We start from the raw sequence: 21524 nt of genomic DNA, 5'->3' as shown, positions 1-21524 counted from the left end.
AAACTGCATTTTAAATTTTTATAGAGATTCCAAATATTAGCGACCGGGTAATAGGGTAAACGTTTATTGCCGCTTCTGGATCCCAACCTTTTGGATAATTATCCAGAGAAAATAAATCCGAAGCTGTTCCATTAATTCTCACTCCTTGCAATCCCAGCCTGTCAATTATATTTTGCGGTAAATTATAGGACAATGAAATATTCTTAAGACGGAAAAATGCGCCATCAAACAACCAATAATCCGAAAGTACATAATTGTTGTTATTTGCACCTATTTCAGAAAGTCTCGGATATGATACATTTCGATTCTGCTGATCAGTATTATAGACACTCCAATAATTCCCATCAACAATTGAGGGTGCATTTTGGGCGCTATTGGACAATGGCCTTACCATATCCGGTGAAAGGTGGGCTTGTTGTTTACCTACTCCATGAAAGACTAATGATAAATCAAAATTATTGTAATTCAATCCAATGTTGCCCCCATAGATAAACCGTGGTAAAGACCCTCCTAAAAGCACACGATCATAATCTGGTGAAATAATTCCATCCGGAGTACCGTCCGGACCACTAATATCAATGTACTTTATATCTCCTGGTTTAACAGAGGAATTCAATTTTGCTGAATTATCTACTTCTTCCTGAGTCTGAAATAATCCTTCCGATAGATATCCGTACCATTCATCAAATTCACTCCCTTCAGTCTTAATTTTGTTACCTAAGAATTGCGTTCCACCCAAATCTCCCATAATGGATTCATAATCTGAAATATTAGCTGACACTCGATATTCAATTTGTCCCATATGATCTCTCCAACCAATTTGTAAATCCCACCCATGGGTTTTCATTCTACCAGTGTTTTGTTGGGGATCATCATAACCAATAAAGTCGGGGATATTTAAATCCAATAACATATCACTCGTGACTTTAGTATAATAATCACCACTAACAAAAAGTTGGTTATCAAAAAAATTGATATCCAATCCCAAATCAAAGGTTTCTGTCGATTCCCAGGTGACGTTCCTAATTGCATACTCAATCTGGGCTGCTGTAGTCAAAGAAGTTACGTTACTCCCTTGATAAAATAAAGCCTCATTAAACGCAATAGTCGATTGATATGGGTAGTTTCCAATCCTTTCATTACCTAATTTGCCAACAGATGCCCTTACTTTAAAAAATGACAACCATGATGGTTGATTTAGCCAAGGTTCTTCTGATATTACCCAACCTGCAGATAATGAAGGGAAGGCACCCCATCTATGTTCGCGAGCAAATCGTGAAGAACCGTCGTACCTAATATTAGCCTGAATTAAATATTTACCTTTGTAATCATACATTAACCTACCAAAAAATGAACGATAAGAATTTTCGATAGCGCTTCCAGAATTCCCCCTCCCTTCAAGAGGACCAATATCCAAATATGGGAAATCTTGTAGTGCATAATCTCTTCGTGCCCCCCCTAAAGATTCCTGGAAATAATAATATTCCTCAAATCCACCCAATAAATTAAAGTTGTGGTCTTTAAATTCTTTGGTATAATTTGCTAGTAATTGTCCTGTAATACTGTAATTTTCACTTCTTACTTCATTTAAATTAGTACTATTGAAATTAGACAAATAGGTGTCGAAAACTGTTGGATCCTCCGCAATATAAGTAGGAATAGCCTTTTGAAAAGTCTTCGTTTTTGTCGATGAAAAATTCGGGGAGACAACCGCTGAAATTTTTAAATCATTGAAAGGGTTAAAATCAATACCCAAACGACTTATCATATTGTTCGCCCAATCGTTATCAAACCCGCCATACTCAACCATTCCCCAGGCATTATCTCCTTGTTTTCCACTTGCTATTCTCCCATCCGACCACATAGCTGCATAAATTGGTCCAGTAACGCGAGAACGATTCATGGGATTGATGTTGGGCCTTTCATCGATTGTCCTTCTTAAAGATATATCGACCTGTGCCGATAAAAATTTGTTAATTTTCAAATCATTATTAACTCTGGCAGTAAACCGTTTAAAACTTTTGTTATTCCAAAGTGCATTTGACCTTTCATATCTAAAAGAACCTTTGGTATTTAACTTTTCCGTGCCCAATGAAAATCCCAATTGATGAGACTCTCTGGTAGAATAGTCATTCAAGATTAAATCCGCCCAGTCCGTTATCGGAAACTCGTCCGGGTTAGTCCTGTTATTTTGGACATAATTATCAATGTAATCCCTTGGATAAACTGGATGTTCCCCTTCTGGATTATTGTTATTATCATTCCATTGTAATTCATTAAGCATTTCCATATACCTAATGGGACCCACCGATTGGGGTAACCCGGTAGGTCTTTCTATTCCATATTGATTGGAATATTCGAATAGAATTTGTCCGTTCTTTGCTCGTTTCGTTGTTATCAATACCACCCCCGCAGAGGCCCTTGCTCCATAAATGGAAGAGGAAGCTGCATCCTTCAATACAGAAATACTTTCTACATCGTTAACATTAACATCATCTATGCTATTTACAGGAACTCCATCCACAATAACTAACGGGTCATTATTACTTAATGTGGTAATGCCTCTGATACGAACGGTCGCTGACGAACCAGGTGCACTTCCCGCGCCCCTGGAAACCGAAATTCCAGGCATTGCCCCCTGAAGGGCATCACTTACCTGAATTGAATTTCTATCCGAGATAAGTTCACCATTAACAGACGATACAGACCCCGTCAGGTCGCTTTTTTTCACACTTCCATAGCCCACGACCACTAATTCCTCCAGTTCGGCCACGTCCTCTGACATAGTAACATTAATTTGGGATCTACCCTCTACAGGGACTTCAAGAGTCTTGTAGCCAATGTAAGAAAATACCAGGGTATCCGACAAGTCAGCTTCTACATCAAATCTCCCGTTAAAATCAGTCGTCGCCCCTCGCGTAGTTCCTTTTACCGTCACATTAACACCGATCAAAACCTCACCGGAAGACTCCGTAACTATTCCCGAGACACTGGCTAATAATTGATCCTCTTTAAATGGGGTGATATATTCATCAATGTGTTGTAATTTAATTGTTTTAACTTCATTTAATTTAGTTTCCACCTCCCTGACCACTATTGTTTTCTCAATAATAGAATACGTTAGGGGCTGTTCTGCAAAGACATTTCCGAGAGCATCTTCTAGCGGCATATTTTCGAACCGAACAGTCACTGGCTTTGCACGTTCCAAAATCCGATTATTAAATAAAAAATTATAACCGGTCTGTTTTCGGATTTTTAAAATCACCTGTTCCAATTTGGCATCGCGTTCATCAAGTGATACATATTGCGCATCCATTTTCGTAGCACTGAGCTGGACACAAACGATACAACAAAGTATGGTTATTAATTTCATTATCCGGATAATTTTAGTACTCGGAACTATTCCCGGGTGCCAGGGCCGTTTGAAGTAATTCAAACAGCATCCTGTTAGTAAAAATTTTTTCATAATTTTACTTTATTAGATTTTTAATATGCGACTCATTGGTCGCTGGTTTTAAACTGCCGCTGGGACGTGGTTTTCTGAAGGTACCATCTTCGCAAACCACCTAGCGGTTTTTTTTTAATAAGAGCCTGATTTGATAATATTATTAAATCATCAGATCCAGTAGCTGAATGTAATCCGCAAACATGCCCTTTGGAACCATATTGTGCGGAATACCTACACGCTTGATTACGGAGGCACTATTCTGTATTTTCTTTTCACCATTTTCCAGTTATTTATTGTATTTACATTAATTTTCACTTATCACTTTAACCCGCACCGTATTTCCTTCAATACCAAATTTGACGTCTCCTGCCTCTTCCAACATTTCCAGCACCCGGGAAATGTTGACATCCCGGGAAATAAATCCGGTAAATACTTCATCACCAAAATCATTGAGATACTCAACTTCTACCTGATACCATCGCGATAGTTGTCTCATAATATCTTTTATGTCTGTAGACCAAAATTGAAAAACTCCGTCTTTCCAGGCTATTACCGGATCTATATCTACTTCAGATACCTCAATTTCAGCTTCAGGCGTATTCACTGCTTGTTGCCCCGGGGAAATAATGACAGATTGACCACCGTTGCTGATCTCTACCGAACCCTCTGTAAGAGTAGTTGCAATCCCACTTTCATTTTCATAGGCATTAATATTAAATTGAGTACCCAATACTTTCACTACCTGATTCCCGGTCTTGACAAAAAACGGCCTCGACTGATCGTGAACCACTTCAAAATATACTTCCCCGGTAATTTCAACATTCCTACTCGCCCCATTAAAATCTACCGGAAATCGAACAGAAGAAAGCGCATTCAGCCAAACCGAACTTCCATCGGGTAGGAGTACTTTGAATTGTCCCCCTTGTGGAGTAGAAATCGTATTGAATTTTTCTCTATGCATTTGCCCCGGCTGTTCCTTATCAAAGTGATAACTCAGTATACCCTGTCCGGTCTTGGATATAGAAGCACTTCCTTCTACTGCCAACACTCCCTCTTCCGAATCGTCAAGAGATATTGTAGAACCATCGTCCAGTGTCAAAATTGCTTTATTCCCGCCCGGATTGATATCGTTTTTTATTACCAGTTCCTGATTAGAATTTTTGACGGGTTGCGCAAAATAGAATACCAGGGCAGAACCAAAAATCATCAATAATATTGACGCTACTGCCATTCGCCTCAGATGAAATGTTGTTTTTTTGACCGGAGATATTTCTTTATTAATTCTATTTAGTATTTCCCCTTCAATTAGTGACTTATCTCCCCACTCTTCTTTCCATTCAATATCTTTCTGAAAGGAACGGTACCATTGATTGTATTTTGCCAATTCTTTATCGGATGCCAGTCCTTTACTGACTTTGTCAGCCAATTGTATAAATTCCTCTCTATTCATTATGCATTTTATTCTCTTTCGGACAGTTTATTTTGCCCATTGCATTAATAAGGCAAATAATTGCGGGGTATCCCCTAAAGAGAATTAAAGTTTTTGAAAAATTTATAGAATTTTTATGCAGAGTTGGCAGTGAACCGCTGTGAGACACTGAACGATTAGGTGTTTTTTAAAACTATATTTTGACTCCTTCGCGTAACAGCCACATTTGTAAACAGCCGGTGAATATTTTTACATAAAAAACACCAGCCAGAAAGCCATATGCCCCAGGGTTGTACGCAACTTTCGAAGGGCTATCGTTATTTGATTCTCTACTGTTTTCTCTGAAATTCCCAGCCTCTGAGCTATTTCTTTATTGGTAAGGTGTTCAAATCGGCTAAGTCGAAAAACTTCCTGGCAACGGACGGGCAATTGAACTGAAAATTCCCGAATAATTTGCTTCAATTCCATTACCTCCATTTCAGCTTCAGTAGAAGAAATATTGGCTTCCATGGACATTCGCTCCTTCAGGTCTTCGAGAATGGTATCTTTAATTTTGCCCCGCCGGATTACATTGGTTACTTTAAATTTAACAGCAGTGGCTAAATAAGATTTTGGTGAGGAGATATTCCATTGGTTTCTATTTTCCCAAAACCAAACAAAAACCTCTTGCACAACATCCATACAAGCATCCCGGTCCTGTAATATATAATTTGCAGAAGTATAAAGGTATTCCCAGTAACGGCGGTAAATCGTATTGAAGGCTTCTTTATCTCCCTTTTTGATCAGGGAAAGTAAAAACCCATCATTGTATTTTATATATTCTCTTTCCACCTATTAACAATACATCCTAGCAAACAAATATAATAAAATATAATTTTATTTTCCAAATACATTTTGATTTAAATCACAATTCGGATGAATTGATGGCAATGAATAATACTATTTAAGCTTATGATTAAAAGCTAATTTTCGTTATTGCGGTGGTCCACCCACAGGGGAGTCATCACATTCCAGGTCCCCACAAGCATATTGCATTCCGTCCAAAAAGTATTGCAACAAATCGGGATTATCAAAACTTTGGGCATTATGGGAGGGTGAAGAATAGAATACATGACCTTTCCCATATGGTTTGATCCATGAAATATACTTCACTTTATCAGTATCCTCTTTTCTTTTCTTTTTAATCATATCGGTTTCTATATACAATAAAGGTCGAAAGTTAAAATCCCGATAGGCATTTTTAAACATATAGGGTTCGTCGACATGAGTAAAACCCTTTCCGTCAAAAGCTTGAACCATAGGGTGTTCGGCATCGACCAACTTAACATTCAACTCCTGCTGAACCGGATGATAGTCAAAACTCCCTCCCAGCATTTTACTAAATTCCATGGAATTATTTTGCATCACGATTCCTCCATGCAGTGTTATCAAGCCACCCCCTTTTTTTACAAACCTCAAAAGATTATCTTCCAATTGTTGGGCTTTTTCGAATTTCTCTTCTTCTGTCAGATCATTATCGTCCTTGAAAGTATCGTAAAAAAGGTTCCTGTGCTCCCCTACAGAACAGTTATTGTTTAAAATAACAGCATCAAATTGCCTGAGATTTTTCCTTTCAAACATTGCCGGATCTTTCGTAGTGACAATTTCAAATGCTCCGGTCTTTTCCGCTAACGTTTGCATGATCACATCCGTATGAGGAATTACCCAGTGCTTGAATCCGGTATGCAAAGAAAATAAGAGCAACTTTCTTCTTTTATCAACCTTTACAGTTGTTTCAGAAGGAGCCAATTCATAAATTTTCTCTTTCCAGGTATCAGTTACTTCAAATGGATCTTCGTTCTCTTGAGCATTAACTACTCCAAAAACAAAAAATAATGAAAACGTTATCATCAATAAACCCGTCACCTTTTTACTGTATTTCATTTTCCAGATTTAATATTTAGTAATACTATTCCTTGATTTGAGGCCCAATATATAAAGATTGATTCAAATTAATTAGTTCCAACCAATAAAATGGCATCCCTTTCGAAATATTGCCAAAATATAAATCTTCTTATTGGGGCTCAATGGCAAATATTTCATGCATTTTATCAGCGATAAATTTCAATCGCTGTTCATCACCCCCAGGTACTTCTGCCGAAGCCCATCCTTCGTATCCTATTTTATCCAAAGCCGAAATCACTACCGGCCAATTACAATCACCATCCATCAGTTCCACCTGAAACCCTTTCCACACACCTTCATCCCGTTGTTTGGTCCGGCTGTATTCCTTGATGTCCAGCTTCATAATTCTATCGCCCAAAGCCTCAATCCAGTGCTCAGGCCAGCCATATCTCACTATATTTCCGACATCAAAATACCAGCCAATCATAGGATGGTCAAAATCATCCACGTACCTGGCAGCCTCTACAGGGCTAAGAATGAAGTTATTCCATACATTTTCAAATGCCACTTTGATGCCTGTTTCTTCAATAACCGGTATTAATTTGCGAATTTCTTCCTGCGATCGAGTCCAGGCGTCTTTATAACCAATTTTTTCATTGACCACACCCGGAACGATCAACACGGTTGTTCCCCCGTACAATTTACAGTCGCGCAATGATTGTTTGCAAGATTCCAAACATTTCTCCCGGACTGAAGAATCAGGGTGGGACAACGGAAATTTCCAGTGAAGGGCATTAACTACTCCCGGAATTTCCAGGCCGGTTTCTTCTTTAGCTGCCAGAATTTCATCGGGATCCAATTCATTAGGAGAGTTTAATTCTACTCCATCGAACCCAATTTCCTTGAGCAACCTGAATTTATCTAAAACAGAACCCTCTGTCTTTACCATTCCATATTTCAGGCTTTTCTTTATTTTCAATGGTGCCACTGGCGAGTTAGAACCACCTAACACAGGAAATGTGCCCGCTCCCATTAAAGCACCTAAAGCAGCAGTATTCCTTACAAATTTTCTTCGATTCATTCTAAACTTACATTAATTTTCAAACAATCTGTGTTATAACAAATTATACTCCACTTTAACTCTACCATTTTGTTCCATAACTACCGAGTTGTCAAAGTGAAATATTTTCATGATTAACCGGTCTCTTCGATAAATATATAGAATATTTTCCTCGGTTCGGGAGATCCTCCAAACCTCACTAAAACTCCAAAATTGATTTTGCTCAATGATAATATCCTTACCTTCTTTTTTCAACCTGAAATCATCATCCAAAACGATTATTCCTTCCCTCTCTTCAATATTTTCATCCACTAAAAACCCACCAATTCGATATCTTGAAGGGCCTATTTTCTCTATTGTTCGATTAGACAAAAAGTTCTTGAGAGCAAGTTTATCATTATTCTTTTCAATAGTAAATTTATTTAACGGCCCATCCTGGACTTCAATGTTTTGGCCATTTCGTTTAATGATTCGATTGGAACCAAAAACTGATTTACTGCCTTTTTGATTTGATTTAAAGAATTCCGAACCTCTTTTTGTGAAATATTTTTCCTGCATTGCCCCAAACATATTCGGCGTATTTTGCATAATTTCAAAGTTGGAAAATCGATCAATTCCCAACAATCGAATAACGTCAAAGGACAAGTTTCCATTGAGATCATAAAACAAGCCTTCTCCCAGGAAAAACCCCAAAGGGTTATAGTCTTCCTCCTCCCTGGTTTCCTGGGCACTATTAGCGGATTTTTCCTTGCGATACAGGTCAATGCGCAATTCATATAGGTCATAATCCGGCTCAAGTTTCAACTCGGCTGGCTGTTTTTCACCAGATTGCCGCTCTGCATTATAAAACCATGACGAGCATTGAACCGAAGTAAAAAAAACTACTGCTATGTAAATATATCGAATCATTTCCCGCTGGGAAAGATAGGAAGAAATACGGAAAAATGATACTGAAAGACCATTTCGTCAAAACCTACGATAGCCTCTGGAATATTACTGGTGGATTATGGCTGTATTTTACTTTTTACCCTCTTGACAAAGTCGGGAGTGACATCCAGGACTTTACAAATTACAGTTGTAGCAAAACCTTCCTGAACCATTTTTTTTGTTGCTTCTAAAACTTTTCGTTCAATACCTTGCTCGACTCCGCGCTTTTTAGCTTCCTGTATAATCATTTCTTCTATTCCCATCGTTTCATGATTTTTTACTATGTGTTTAACCTTTTTATCGAATAATAAGTTCATATTATTATTACCTAATTTGACATAAAAACGAATAAATAACATCAATGCTCTAATGGTTTTCGGTTGATATCCTTTATCATATAATTTTCGAACCAAAGAAAACTTCAAATCCACCTGTTCGATATTTGTCAATTTATTCAATTTGAAAGCTGTCAATACAATTTGGATAACTGTAGCAAAGGGATTATCATTCTTAACCAGTTCTTCTTCGGACTGATCTAAAACTTTATACGTCGGATAACTATACAAAAGATTCGTTCCATATACGGAATACCGGTATTCGGCCGGGTAATACCTCGGATTTGAATCAGCCAAGATCACCAGCGTAGAGACAGGCGTTTTGTACCTGTCCACGATCCTGTAAAAATAATTAAACATACGCAGCGGTAAATTCTCATCCCGATAAGACTGAACCTCTATATGAATCAACAACCATTGTTCATTGCCGGTAGTATCAAACACTTTAACCAATTTGTCCACCCTCCTTCCTTGATGTTGCCCCCCAACGAATGGATAAATTTCTTCTAACTCCTTGTCCAAAAATTCATATCCCTTGTCCAAATCAAAAGTTTGGTCGGAATAGAAAAAAGCCAAAAAATCCGGTAAGAGGACTTCAATAATGCCTTTCCACAAAGAATCGTTGCTAATTATAATTCTATTGATTTAAACACAACTAGATCCACAAAAACCTACATGCCGGCACTGTATTACTGATCACTAAAAAAACCCGGAAGAGTTATAGAATTTCTCCCGGGCGTATAAAATTTCATAACTGGTAGTTGGTAACCGGCTTGAAACCGCCGGTAAAAAATCTTATTTCTTCTCGTTTACTTCTCTTTCCTTTTTCATTTCCTGCATAAACTTCTTATTTCTTTCCTGTCGTAACTTTATCAATTCCTGCTCCTTTTTGCGAATCTCTTGTTCGAGTTCCTTCATTTCCTGGGATTTATTCTCAAGTTTATGAAAAGAATGGGCAAAGGCAGAGCGGAAAGCCGTTGAATCCCAATTCCGGTGGAATTGCATAATGCTATCAATCCCAACATCTACATTCCAATCTACATTTTTCAAGTCTTTACTAAACTTCTTGACGTAATAATAGGCCGTGTCGTTCCACCGGGCTAAGCTATCCGGAAACGAAATCCTGGGGTCAAATTTCATTTTATAAAATTGATCCACAGAATCAGGTATAATTAATTTGTAGTTATAGGCATTCCGAAAACTTTTACTGTGAGACTGTACAATAGAATCCAAATGAGGTATGCGTTTGTGGATATCCATCTCAATATTTTTCAACATTTGTGTATCTATTCGTATACTTCTCGCTGCTAATATTGAATCCACCCTATGTATTCTCGGAAGGTTTTGACTCAATTCTATTTGAATTTCCCGGACCCTTTCCATTTCAGACTGAAGTAAATCATGGTACAACCTCTGAACATCAAATTTCATTCTCTGCGTATCCAGCTTGATCCTCTGCTCGATCATTATGGAATCAAGATGTTTTAACTCAGGCATATTTTTTCGCAATTCAATGTGAACTTTCCGCAGACTATCCTGAATTTTCTTCATATCCTGCAATGATTGCACCGACACTGTATCCCCATTGACAATAACCGTGATCGCTTCTTTCGTTTGGACAATAACAGTTTCCTTCTTTTTACCGGGAATAGTATCAACTTCTACCACTTCAATCCTTTTTTCTTTTCCATCGGGATCTACGGGTTCAATAGAATATACTTCCACCTCCACCATAGTATCTTTTTCCCTGTCATAGGCCTGGACTTTAATTTTCCTTAATTTATCCTTTGGCAAAGAATCCGCATCATGAAATTTCACAGCATCCTCGCTACCGATATCTCCGGCCCGTTGATGGGTATGAAACTGGCTTTTCCCAATGGAGAATAAAATGAATATCCCGAGAAGTGACCCGTAGTATATAATCGAAGTAGAAGGCGCATATCGAATGGAGGACCTGTAACCCAATAAGTATCGAATTCGATCCAGTAACTCATTGGATCTTTTGCCAAATGTCATAGCCCAATCCCCCTGATTCTGAACCTGACCTACCAGGGTCAAAGCCCTTGCCAGATCTTCTTTCGTACAGCCTGCTTCTATCGCTTTTTGGTCACAGCTATATTCCCGCTCCCTACGGACTACATAACTAAAATACCATACAGCCGGATGGTAAAAAAAGATAGTCTCAATAAGGGTCTGAAAAATATTAATTAAAAAATCATTTCTCTGGATATGGGCCAGCTCATGGGCCAGCACAGCTTCCATAATCGAAGGTGTCGTATTCGTTACCATCGAAGCAGGAATCAAAACCACCGGCCGAACTATCCCAATCACCATAGGAGAATGAACCATTCGAGACCATCGAAGTTCAAAATTTATATTTATGTCCATTTTTTTTACCAATCGGGGCAAAAATTTCAATTCTTTATGTCCTACAACTTCAGACTTAGATTTAAGTCTCTGTATTTTCCAAAAGTTGAATACCATCCTTAAAAGCAAAATACCCAATCCTATCATGTACATAATTGTCAGGGACTTTACATTAGCCTGCAAAAATTCAGTAATCCCTGCCCAAATACCTGTATTTGCATTTTCCTGAATAGGGACTGCATGGATAAGGGCAGGCCCCACAGATACAGGAAGATTTTCAGCAGGAAGTGGGGTTCCGTATTTTTGAAACATCACAATAAATGTAGTACATGTGACAGATACACTTAAAACCATAAACAAAAGTCCTGTCCAGTACTTAGCAACCGGAGCAGCATTCTTTATCCAAAGCATGATCAAATAGAATACTATGGCAAGCAAAGTCAATTGCCAAAAAGAATGGATCAGGGTCCAGCCCATAGCGAGTATATATTGAGCGTCCATCATGATTTTTTAATTTTTATTCTTCTCATAATCATCCAAAAGTTCCCGTATTTTTTCCAACTCTTCTTCGTCCGTTTTTGAACTGCCCAGCAGTTGCATAACTAACTTGCTGGCACTGCCCCCGAATGTTAAATCCATGAAACGATTCAATAAACCCTGTGTAGTCTTTTTTTGATCCACATTAGCGTGATATACATGGCTTCTTCCCCGGGAATTTCTTCCCAGCAACTTCTTTTCATTCATGATTTGCATCATCTTCAAAGTCGTCGTGTAGGTAGTCTTTTTGTCTGCGGAGATAATATCGTGGACTTCCCTAACCGTCAGAGGGCCTCGATCCCACAATAATTGGAGTATAGCTAATTCTCCTTCTGTTGGCTGATTCTTCATTATCTAATCAATTTGGTCATATAAACATTCTACGAATAAAATCGTACATCAAATATATACGATGCTTTTCGTAAGTCAAAGTTTTTAGTACGATTTTTTTCGTAACAAAATATTAAAATTACGGGTGTGAATAATTTTCTTATTTTTAGAATAAAGATTTCATATCATGAAAGCACTTAAGATTATACTGCTTATGCTGGTTTTGATTGCAGTGGCATTTGCGATCATAGCCTATTCGGGGCCACAGAATATTGAAATTAAAGTAGAAAAAACTATAGATGCACCAAATGATGTAATCAATAAATACGCATCTCAATTTGCATTTTTTGACCAATGGAATCCATGGATATATTCTGAAAGATCAGCAGAATCTATAACAACAGAAGTTTCCGGCACTGATGGGGAAGAAAGTGCCCAACTCAAGTGGAGAAATAAAAAATCACATGAGAAAGGGATACAGACGCTTCGTTCATTGAAAAAAAATGAACGCATAGATTTTGATCTTTTGATAGAGGGCGAGCCCTCGGCCCAATATTCTTTAACCCTACACGCAGAAAACGATTCTACCACGACTGTTAATCTAAATTATCAATCTGAATTTAATGGGCTTATCCCCCGATTTTTTGCCACCCTACAGGGAGGTCAACAGAAAAAAGAACTTTCTACCGGATTTGAAAAAGGACTCAACAACCTTAAATTACTATCAGAAAATTACAAAAATCTCCAATTTTCAGGATATAATATAAAACGTAAAAAATACAGCGGAGGCTTATTTCTTGCCAAAAGGGATACCATTCCTACTTCAGCAATCACTCCTTTCCTCGGTCAAAACTTTTACAGGGCAATGTACCAAATCCAGGACCAAAATGTCAAAACAGTTGGTATGCCTACTGGAATTTACTATGATTTTCTGGGAAATGACAAAACGGATATAGCTGCAGGAATAGGCATCCAGGGCGACATCCATGAAGCACCCGGATTCGAAATTATCGGAATACCCGCAGCACAGGCACTGGAGTTAATGTACTTTGGGGAGTACACTGAAATTGATAAGGCCCATAATGCCATGGATGAATATCTGGAATATTTTAACCTCATCAAAACTGACCCTGTTCTTGAAGAATATATTACTGACCCATCACTGGAACCGGACACGTCAAAATGGAAAACGAAGATTACATATTTTTTGAAGAATTGATTACAAAAAAAAGTCCTGACAATACAAATCATCAGGACTTTCCGTAGACCCACAAGGATTCGAACCTTGACTGACGGTACCAAAAACCGGAGTGCTACCGTTACACCATGGGTCTTTGCTAATTAAAGCGGATGCAAATTTAATAAAATAATTTTTTCTTGTCTGAAAAAACGGAAGAAAATTTTTAGCTACTATTTTAAAATAAGTATCAGGCCTTTTTTTCTTTTATTTTTTGCAGTGCTTTTTTAGCATATTCCGAAAGCACTAACCGTCCACTCAAACCAGCTCTTTTCTCCAGTAAATCCGTCCAGTGATCAGTACCTTCCCACAAAATATTTTTTACTTCCACCATTGCTTCCGGATTGTAACCAGCCAGTTTTACTGTAAATTCGGAAATATAGGCATCCATTTGCTCCCGGGTATCAAATACTTCCTGAAACAATCCTTTTTCCTTTGCCCAATGCGCCGTTTGCCATTCACTGGCATTCAGCGTCATGTGGCCCAAAACAGCTTTGCCCATTTTGCGTTCTACTGCAGGACCTATAACAAAAGGACCTATCCCCAGGGTAAGTTCACTCAATTTAATAGATGCCCACTTCGAAGCGATAGCGTAATCAACTGCTGCACATATTCCGACCCCCCCTCCGACGGCTTTGCCCTGTACTCTCGCTACCGTAATTTTTCTACATGTACGCAAGGCATTGATTACACGGGCAAACCCCATAAAAAAAGCCTTGCCGTTTACTTCATTCGAAACCGTTATCAATTCATCAAAACTGGCGCCTGCACAAAAAGTACGGTCGCCCTCACTCTCCAGGAGTATGACACGGACAGTTTCATTTTTTCCGAACTCCAAAATCGCATTTTCCAGCCCCTCAAGCAGGTATCCCGGCATAGAATTGTGAGCAGGGTGATAAAATGATATCACTCCCACCCCCTTTTCATTTATTGACTTTGTAATTTTGCCCTCCATAGATTTTTCCTTTACATCAATTTATTAATGATTTCTAATTAAACCGAAATTTTCAATAAACCAATAATTTTTTTGGTACTTTAACCAACTGTATGACGTTACCTAAATCCAAAAAAGTGTACAAGCTAAAAGGTAGAAGCTTTTCGCATAAACCTTTAAAATAAGACAACAGGTATTTCCATGGACTATCCAAAAAAAGCCATTCAATCAGCTTTCACCAGCATAGTAGTCAACGTAGGTTTAGCCACCATTAAAATTATTACAGGCATTCTGGGATCTTCCTTTGCATTAATCGCAGATGGCATCGAATCCATATCAGATATCTTTTCTTCTTTGCTGGTCTTATTTGGCATAAAATATGCCGTGAAACCTCCGGATAAAAACCATCCTTACGGGCACGGTAGGGCAGAGCCATTAATTACATTTGTCATTGTTGGGTTATTGGTCTTGTCGTCCATTTTTATAATATATCAAAGCATTCTGCATATACAGCAACCCCACAGCACCCCCAGGCCCTATACTTTGATTATACTCACCTTAATTATTATAGTAAAGGAGATCATGTATCGAAGAATGAACCGGCGAGGAAAAGAATTCAAGAGTACGACTTTACAGGCAGACGCCTGGCACCACCGAAGTGATGCCATTACTTCATTTACTGCCTTTATCGGAATAGCCGTGGCCATAATTATGGGACCGGGTTATGAAGCGGCTGATGATTGGGCTGCTATAGTGGCTGCTGTTATCATACTTCTGAATGCATACCTTATTTTCCGGCCGGCACTGGGCGAAATTATGGATGAAAATCTCCATCAGGAAATGATTCAAAAAATAAGGGATATCGCAGCATCTGAACATGGCATACTTGAAACAGAAAAATGTTTTATTCGCAAAACAGGAATGTATTATCACGTTGATCTCCACGCCGTGGTAGATGGGGACAAATCGGTAAAGGAAGGTCATCTATTAGCACATAATCTAAAAGACAGTATCCAACGGGAAATTCCCGAAATAATTGAGATCCTAATACATATAGAACCTGATCACTATTGATTCAAATATTACATTGCATACATGAAAAACCAAACCGTATTAATTACCGGAGCCAACGCAGGCATTGGATTCGAAATCACTAAAGGTGTTCTTCTGAAAAACAATACCGCAATTATGGTTTGCCGAAACAGGGAAAAAGCCATGAATGCACGTAAAAAATTAATTGACCTCACGAAAAATAATAAGGTACATATTATCATTGCTGATCTCACGCAATTTTCTGACTTACGACACATTGCAGATGAAGTGAATGAAAAATTTGATACCATTGACGTCCTCATACATAATGCCGGATCTTTTTACAGTAAATGGTTACTCAATGATGCCAATATTGAATTGACTTTCATGGTAAATCACGTGACACCTTTTTATCTTTCTCATTTACTGCTTCCGCAATTAATCAAAAGCGAAGATGCAAAAATTATAACCATCAATTCTGACTCACATTTTCTTGCTAAATTACGTATCGACAACCTGAATTTGAAAAACAAATTCCAGGGGTTGAGGGCATATGGACATTCCAAATTAGCCAATGTCATGTTTACCTATCATTTTGAAAAAATAAATCCCTATGACAATTTAACCATATATGCCGTGCATCCGGGTCTGGTCAATACCGATATTGGTATCAAAAACACTAACTGGCTTTTTAGCCTGATATGGAATTGGAGAAGCAAGCAAGGGAAAACACCTGAGCAAGGGGCTGAAACTGCTTTGTTCATTACGCACTCTCCAGGTACAAACCTAGAATCCGGAAGGTACTGGGATCATAACCAGCCCAAAAAGTCCTCCACGGCTTCGTATGATGAAGCAATGGCTGAACGTCTATGGAAGAAATCCAAAGACTTATGCGGAATTGTTAATTATTTTTAAATCCGGCTCTTTAATTTATTAAGGAAAAGTCTCAACTTGTTTTTATCCATTGTTTACGTTTCGTCATGAATTAAGCGGGTTAAAAACCCACCTAAACTAAAGTGTGTTCGACCGAGAAAAAAAGATCTCTGAAGTGCCTGTCCCGACATGAAATCGGCGGGAAGCGACAAATACCTAACCCCGGGTGGATAACAAGTAGAATCGTCTATTCTGGCATTGATTTCCACAAAGTCCCCATAGGAATGCCTTTGCCAGATACCTTGGGCATTGCATTTTCAGCAAAAATAATGACAGAATCAATTATTTGTCGAACTGACGTTAAACTAATAAACACCCTGGTTCCGAGTACTTTTGTAGCTGATTTTTTATGCACTGGCTTAAACGAAATTCTTAACCAAAATCTAGCAACCTATACTACTACCGTCACAGTTTCCCCCGGCCGCGAAGTGGACAGTTTAAGTTTTTCCCATTTATTGGCATCGGGATCTCCCACTTCTACAATATAATTCCCTTCCATCAATACAGGTGGTTGAAACACCTTTCCCTTTATGCGGATTGCACTTACCAGTTCACCCGCCTCATCAAATATTTTGATGACAGGGTCCTCCACTCCATGGATAGTCAAAGTAGGCAACTTAAATTTACTGGAGGAGGCAAAATTATCGTATTGACTTATTTCTATAGGCCAATCATCGTATTGCCCCTGAGGTTCCCGGACCGGATCCATAAATCGAGGCCAACACTCAAACCGGATACGTCTATTATTTTTATTGAAGGTTACGACCCCATAACCAGTAGCCCGATCGTACAAAATAGCAGGTTCCCGGTTACTTTTTTCCGGGTTAGCAGCCGCATAAACGGTCATTTTATTTCCAAACCCATCTTTAAAGTTGCCGGAATATAATTTCCTTCCCGGAATAGGTCTGTGGTGTTGCGACACCGGAGGCCACCATCTTCTAGGCCACACACTGGCTATGGCCGGTACTGTGAACGTAAAATTACTGTCACCAAAGTCCTCTACACCGTATTGGGCTACAGAAGCCAAATGCTGATCTCCTACGATATGAGTAGCGTAGCATTTACGGATGATGCGTACTACTTCATCCCGGCGCGCCTGAGGCCAACCGTTGGAATCCATATCCCTGGTAAAATAATCCCCTTCTACATATTCATCCCGTTCCGGAATAGGAAGGCGGGGAGTGATCTGGTCATTTGGAGTTCCTTTGGGAAGGGTCTGAAGTGTCATGAATGAAGTGGCAGACAAAAGCACCTTCATATGGATATTGCCCGTCCAGTCTTCAGCCCAATCTGTCAGAAAAGACTGTTGGCGATCGCCAATTAATTCGGCCTTCTCCGGCTCCGTAAAACTTGCAAAATCAAATTCCTGGTTTTGGGCATATCCGTTATAGACGTCCGCTTCTTCAGGAAATATATTCTTGGGTGCAGATTTGAATTTCCGGTCCTCTATTAATGCAAAATCCATTCCCCCATATTTCCAACTCGTATAATAAACGGATATTCCTTGCTTTACAGGAGTGGGATCATAGGCATCAGGCATATGGCTCGTCTGTGTAATTTGTACAATATTTACCCAATCGGCAGGCATTTTGTACCCTCCAGTATCCTGCCTTGCAGCAGCACCGCCATCTTTTATGGTAGCCTTTCCCCCCTCGCCCCAAATATTCCCATGATATACATCATGATCATCTGGCAAACAGATAGAAGGGCGGTTCCGAAATAAATCGCGATGTGCCCATCCAAATAAATACCATTTTCTCAAAAAATCCAGAATTGATTTCTCGGGAGGTCCCATTTGCACGCCAAAACCTGCATTTCTTTCATAAAATTGATCCCCCAGAAAAAAAACCACATCCGCATGATGAGTCAGCGCATTATTTCTCAATTCAGTATCCGGAAACCCCATATCTCCGTTACAGCTCAGTGCCAAAGCCTTGATTTCAGTTTTATCAATGGGTTCGGCATCGATTACCCCCGAATACTCGTAAGGAATTTCAGTCCCATCCTTTAACCGTATAAGTATATTAACTTTATAATCATAGACTTGTGTACCATCCCAATCTTCCACTCTGAAATGGGCGGTCCTGGCTCTGGGATGAATATTACTTTCAGCTACGGGCCTCCAGTCTTCTTCACCTGTCTTCACAGAAAGAACTGCTTTCAAATCGTCCTGATCCACAGGTGCCAACTGTGCAGTCATCTTCAATATCCCAGCTTCCTGAGTATATTGTGTAAAATAAATCGGTCCAAAACTTTGGTCGCCACTTCCGGTAAGCATATCTCCCCTCAAATCCCAACTACTGAATTTGACTGTCCATGTTTCATCCTCAGTATTTTCAAAATCAGAATATAAAACGATGTTACCCTCTATATCTCCTATTGAAAAATCTTCCTTTCTCAATGTAACGACAGATCTTCCGTTGTGCCATACAGACAGATCTGCTTGTAAACCACTTCCATCAGAACTAAAAAACAATTTTAATTCTACACCATCCTCCAGAAAGTTTCTTTCTACTACCTTATTTGACTTCGATCCTCCCAAAACCAAATACCCTTCTGTATCGATACAGGCTTCGATCCCATTCCCTGTAATACAAGCACTTCGATAATCTTTGAACTTTCCTTTGACACCCCACAAAAACCCCACTTTACCTTTCTGATCAAGAATTTTACTATTTATATCCAAATGAATAGAGTTCTGTGCAAAATTGCCTTCCGCAGATAATTGATACGTCAATAAATGGGCCGAACGGTTATTACTATTAATATTGCATTTCAATTTCCCATCCTCAATCTCCCAATCCTGCAACCGATTGGCCCAAAACTCTTCACCAATCCAGGTGGAGTCGGGAAGGTTAAACCACCTGCTGCTGTAAACAGAAGCCTGGCCCTGCTTTTTTATTTTTTGTTCAACTGCTTTATTTGCCAGACTGGAATGAGTCCATACATGTGTACCAATAGCTGAAAGAGCCATTGATTTTATCGCCTTTCTACGTTTCATCGGATTCAATTAATTTAGGACAGAAAAGGTAGTAAATTTTTAATCATTTCGGAATTATTCGATCTTGCAATCCGTCATTCCATTGTAGTTTTGAAATAGGTTTGTAGGTTTAAAAGTTGGGGTAACCTCCTTGCCACTTACAAAAGTAAAAGTTGCCTAATTCAATATCATCGGATAGATCAAATCAAAACTTGGAATATTCACATAGAACTTTTCATCAGTAGTCAGGTTGATCATTTGATAACGGCCATCCATCCGCCCCAGTTCCGTGCTTACCGGGCTCCATGAAGAATAACTGTGGAATTCTCCCGGGTCAATTACGGGCTGCCTTCCAATAATTCCTTCTCCTATTACTTCCCTTTTTATCCCGTAGCCATCAAAAATTCGCCAGTGCCGGGCCATTAATTGAACGGGGTTATCCGTCAAATTCTCAATTAAAATTTCGTAAACATAAACGAATTTTTTCTCCAAAGGATCTGAATATTCCTTATTATAAAAAACCCTCACACTTATTCTTATGCCATTAGTCGTCGTCGTATGCATCATTTTCCAATATTATTCTACCCCGAGGTATTCTTCCACCATCAATTCAGCCTCTTTCAAAGTAGCATCCAGTATATCATTAACAATTACTTTGTCAAAAGTGTTCTTATAAACCAACTCCTCTTTAACCCGGTCGATACGTTTTTGTAAATTTTCCGGTGACTCGGTTTTCCTTTCCTTAAGACGTTCAATCAGTGTATGCAAGCTGGGGGGATCAATAAATATAGCGAGGCATCGATCTCCATACTCTTTCTTTATAGTAGTGGCCCCTTTTACATCTATATCAAAAATTACATCTTTGCCAGCTGTCCAAATCCGCTCCACTTCACTCTTTAACGTACCGTAAAATTGGTTCGTATATACTTCTTCGTATTCTAGCAACTCCTCTCTTTTTATTTTCTCATTAAATTCTTCTACGGTAAGAAAATAGTAGTCAACACCTTCCTTTTCACCGGGTCTTTTATTCCTTGTTGTGGCCGAAACAGAAAACGCCAAATACTCTGTATATTTTTCAAGAAGATGTCTTTTAATTGTCGTTTTACCGGCTCCTGACGGGGCAGTTAACACGATACATTTTCCTTTCCTACTTTCCATCATAAAACATTAGCCAATTGTTCCTTGATCTTATCCAATTCATTTTTCATCTGAACTACGTATCTCTGTATTTCAGAATGAGAGGCCTTGGCACCTAGTGTATTAATTTCCCTGCCGATTTCCTGGCTTATAAAATTCAATTTTTTCCCTTTCAATATTTCGTCGGCATTGATTTCTTCCAAAAAGTATTCACAGTGCTGCTTCAATCGTACCATTTCTTCGGTAATATCCAATTTATCAAGGTAATAAATTAATTCCTGCTCAAACCGACCACTATCTAATTGCTCTGCTGAAATATTTTTCTCCAGGCTTTGTTGTAGTCGATCCTTCACGCTTTTAATCCTTTCATCATCCAGATTTTCCACCTCCTTTTGATTTTCCGTTATTCGCAAGATATTACCTTCCAGCGTTTCTTTCAACACCTCGCCTTCCGTTTTTCTATGCTCGTCAAGTTTTACCAATGCTTTTTCCACACATTGTAAAATTGCAGACTTAAGGGAGTCATCAATCGTCAATTCGTGTATTTTTACGACCCCGGGCAAACGAACTATTGAAGATAGAATATCATTTTTTTCAAACTCCAGACTATCCGCCAACCGACTTAATTGATGATAATATGCTTTAAATACCTTTTCGTCAATTTCACATAAATTATCATCCACACTGTGGCTATCCAGAGAAATATGCAATTCTATCTTTCCTCGCTTGGCAATGTTCAGAGCCAGCGACCGGATATCCATTTCCAGAGAATTTAATTCCGATGGAATTTTTAATCGTACATCCGCAAATTTTCCATTTAATGTTTTTACCTCTACATTTATTTCATAGGGGATTACTTGATCATTAGCGCTTCCGTATCCGGTCATTGAGTGCATGTGCATTGTATTTTGGCCTAAATAAAAAACTTTTAATTGACTTTAGCTTAAAATTGTT

Annotated in this window: 17 protein-coding genes and 1 tRNA gene; 3 read left to right on the top strand and 15 right to left on the bottom strand. The window is 38.8% G+C overall.

Translation table 11 applies throughout. The annotated features are described in order from the left end of the window. Positions 1–10: 10 nt before the first annotated feature. The 9 genes from LVD47_RS03960 to LVD47_RS03920 all read right to left on the bottom strand — a co-directional run bounded on the left by LVD47_RS03960 (position 11) and on the right by LVD47_RS03920 (position 12338). Positions 11–3373 carry a TonB-dependent receptor gene (locus tag LVD47_RS03960; RefSeq protein ID WP_236974245.1) on the bottom strand — a complete coding sequence of 1121 codons (3363 nt, stop codon included), beginning with the start codon at positions 3371–3373 and terminating at the stop codon, positions 11–13. Between the two features lie 379 nt (positions 3374–3752). Further along, positions 3753–4898: a FecR family protein gene (locus LVD47_RS03955; protein ID WP_236974244.1), complete on the bottom strand. Its 1146-nt coding sequence runs from the start codon at positions 4896–4898 to the stop codon at positions 3753–3755. A 228-nt stretch (positions 4899–5126) separates the two neighbouring features. Further along, the gene (locus LVD47_RS03950; RefSeq protein ID WP_236974243.1) at positions 5127–5708 is read right to left on the bottom strand and encodes an RNA polymerase sigma-70 factor; all 582 of its coding nucleotides are present in this window, start codon (positions 5706–5708) and stop codon (positions 5127–5129) included. A 141-nt stretch (positions 5709–5849) separates the two neighbouring features. Next, on the bottom strand, positions 5850–6800 hold the full coding sequence (locus LVD47_RS03945; RefSeq protein ID WP_236974242.1) for a ThuA domain-containing protein: 951 nt from the start codon (positions 6798–6800) through the stop codon (positions 5850–5852). Between the two features lie 130 nt (positions 6801–6930). Next, positions 6931–7842: a sugar phosphate isomerase/epimerase family protein gene (locus LVD47_RS03940; protein ID WP_236974241.1), complete on the bottom strand. Its 912-nt coding sequence runs from the start codon at positions 7840–7842 to the stop codon at positions 6931–6933. Between the two features lie 33 nt (positions 7843–7875). Further along, a complete protein-coding gene (locus LVD47_RS03935; RefSeq protein ID WP_236974240.1) occupies positions 7876–8730 on the bottom strand; it encodes a hypothetical protein in 855 nt (284 codons plus the stop codon). A 95-nt stretch (positions 8731–8825) separates the two neighbouring features. Further along, entirely contained in the window at positions 8826–9698 is an 873-nt protein-coding gene (locus LVD47_RS03930; protein ID WP_236974239.1) for an RpnC/YadD family protein, read from the bottom strand. Positions 9699–9878: 180 nt separating this feature from the next. Beyond that, a complete protein-coding gene (locus LVD47_RS03925) occupies positions 9879–11954 on the bottom strand; it encodes a M56 family metallopeptidase (RefSeq protein ID WP_236974238.1) in 2076 nt (691 codons plus the stop codon). Positions 11955–11960: 6 nt separating this feature from the next. Continuing rightward, on the bottom strand, positions 11961–12338 hold the full coding sequence (locus tag LVD47_RS03920; protein ID WP_236974237.1) for a BlaI/MecI/CopY family transcriptional regulator: 378 nt from the start codon (positions 12336–12338) through the stop codon (positions 11961–11963). Positions 12339–12504: 166 nt separating this feature from the next. Here LVD47_RS03920 and LVD47_RS03915 point away from each other — a divergent pair, with 166 nt between their 5' ends. Next, entirely contained in the window at positions 12505–13536 is a 1032-nt protein-coding gene (locus LVD47_RS03915; protein ID WP_236974236.1) for an SRPBCC family protein, read from the top strand. Between the two features lie 44 nt (positions 13537–13580). Here LVD47_RS03915 and LVD47_RS03910 read toward each other — a convergent pair. Next, positions 13581–13651: transfer RNA gene (locus LVD47_RS03910), tRNA-Gln, on the bottom strand. 93 nt (positions 13652–13744) lie between these two features. Next, entirely contained in the window at positions 13745–14509 is a 765-nt protein-coding gene (locus tag LVD47_RS03905) for an enoyl-CoA hydratase/isomerase family protein (RefSeq protein ID WP_236974235.1), read from the bottom strand. Positions 14510–14689: 180 nt separating this feature from the next. Between LVD47_RS03905 and LVD47_RS03900 the strand changes: the two genes are divergently transcribed. Further along, the gene (locus LVD47_RS03900; RefSeq protein WP_236974234.1) at positions 14690–15562 is read left to right on the top strand and encodes a cation diffusion facilitator family transporter; all 873 of its coding nucleotides are present in this window, start codon (positions 14690–14692) and stop codon (positions 15560–15562) included. Positions 15563–15583: 21 nt separating this feature from the next. Beyond that, complete coding sequence (locus LVD47_RS03895) at positions 15584–16435, top strand: SDR family NAD(P)-dependent oxidoreductase (protein WP_236974233.1); 852 nt, start codon at positions 15584–15586, stop codon at positions 16433–16435. A gap of 409 nt (positions 16436–16844) precedes the next feature. Here LVD47_RS03895 and LVD47_RS03890 read toward each other — a convergent pair whose 3' ends face one another. The 4 genes from LVD47_RS03890 to LVD47_RS03875 form a co-directional block, all read right to left on the bottom strand. Continuing rightward, positions 16845–19454 (bottom strand): alkaline phosphatase D family protein, encoded by a 2610-nt coding sequence (locus LVD47_RS03890; protein WP_236974232.1) that lies wholly within the window; start codon positions 19452–19454, stop codon positions 16845–16847. Positions 19455–19610: 156 nt separating this feature from the next. Then, the gene (gene apaG, locus LVD47_RS03885) at positions 19611–20000 is read right to left on the bottom strand and encodes a Co2+/Mg2+ efflux facilitator ApaG/CorD (protein WP_236974231.1); all 390 of its coding nucleotides are present in this window, start codon (positions 19998–20000) and stop codon (positions 19611–19613) included. A 9-nt stretch (positions 20001–20009) separates the two neighbouring features. Further along, positions 20010–20594 (bottom strand): guanylate kinase, encoded by a 585-nt coding sequence (gene gmk, locus LVD47_RS03880; protein ID WP_236974230.1) that lies wholly within the window; start codon positions 20592–20594, stop codon positions 20010–20012. Further along, positions 20591–21466 (bottom strand): YicC/YloC family endoribonuclease, encoded by an 876-nt coding sequence (locus tag LVD47_RS03875; protein WP_236974229.1) that lies wholly within the window; start codon positions 21464–21466, stop codon positions 20591–20593. The genes gmk and LVD47_RS03875 overlap by 4 nt, the downstream gene beginning before the upstream one ends. Positions 21467–21524: the final 58 nt, after the last annotated feature.

The sequence above is a fragment of the Membranihabitans maritimus genome, from assembly GCF_021729145.1.
Taxonomy (GTDB): domain Bacteria; phylum Bacteroidota; class Bacteroidia; order Chitinophagales; family Saprospiraceae; genus Membranihabitans; species Membranihabitans maritimus.
The sequence above is the reverse complement of the archived record's forward strand: the minus strand, read 5'-3'. Positions and strand labels throughout refer to the sequence as shown.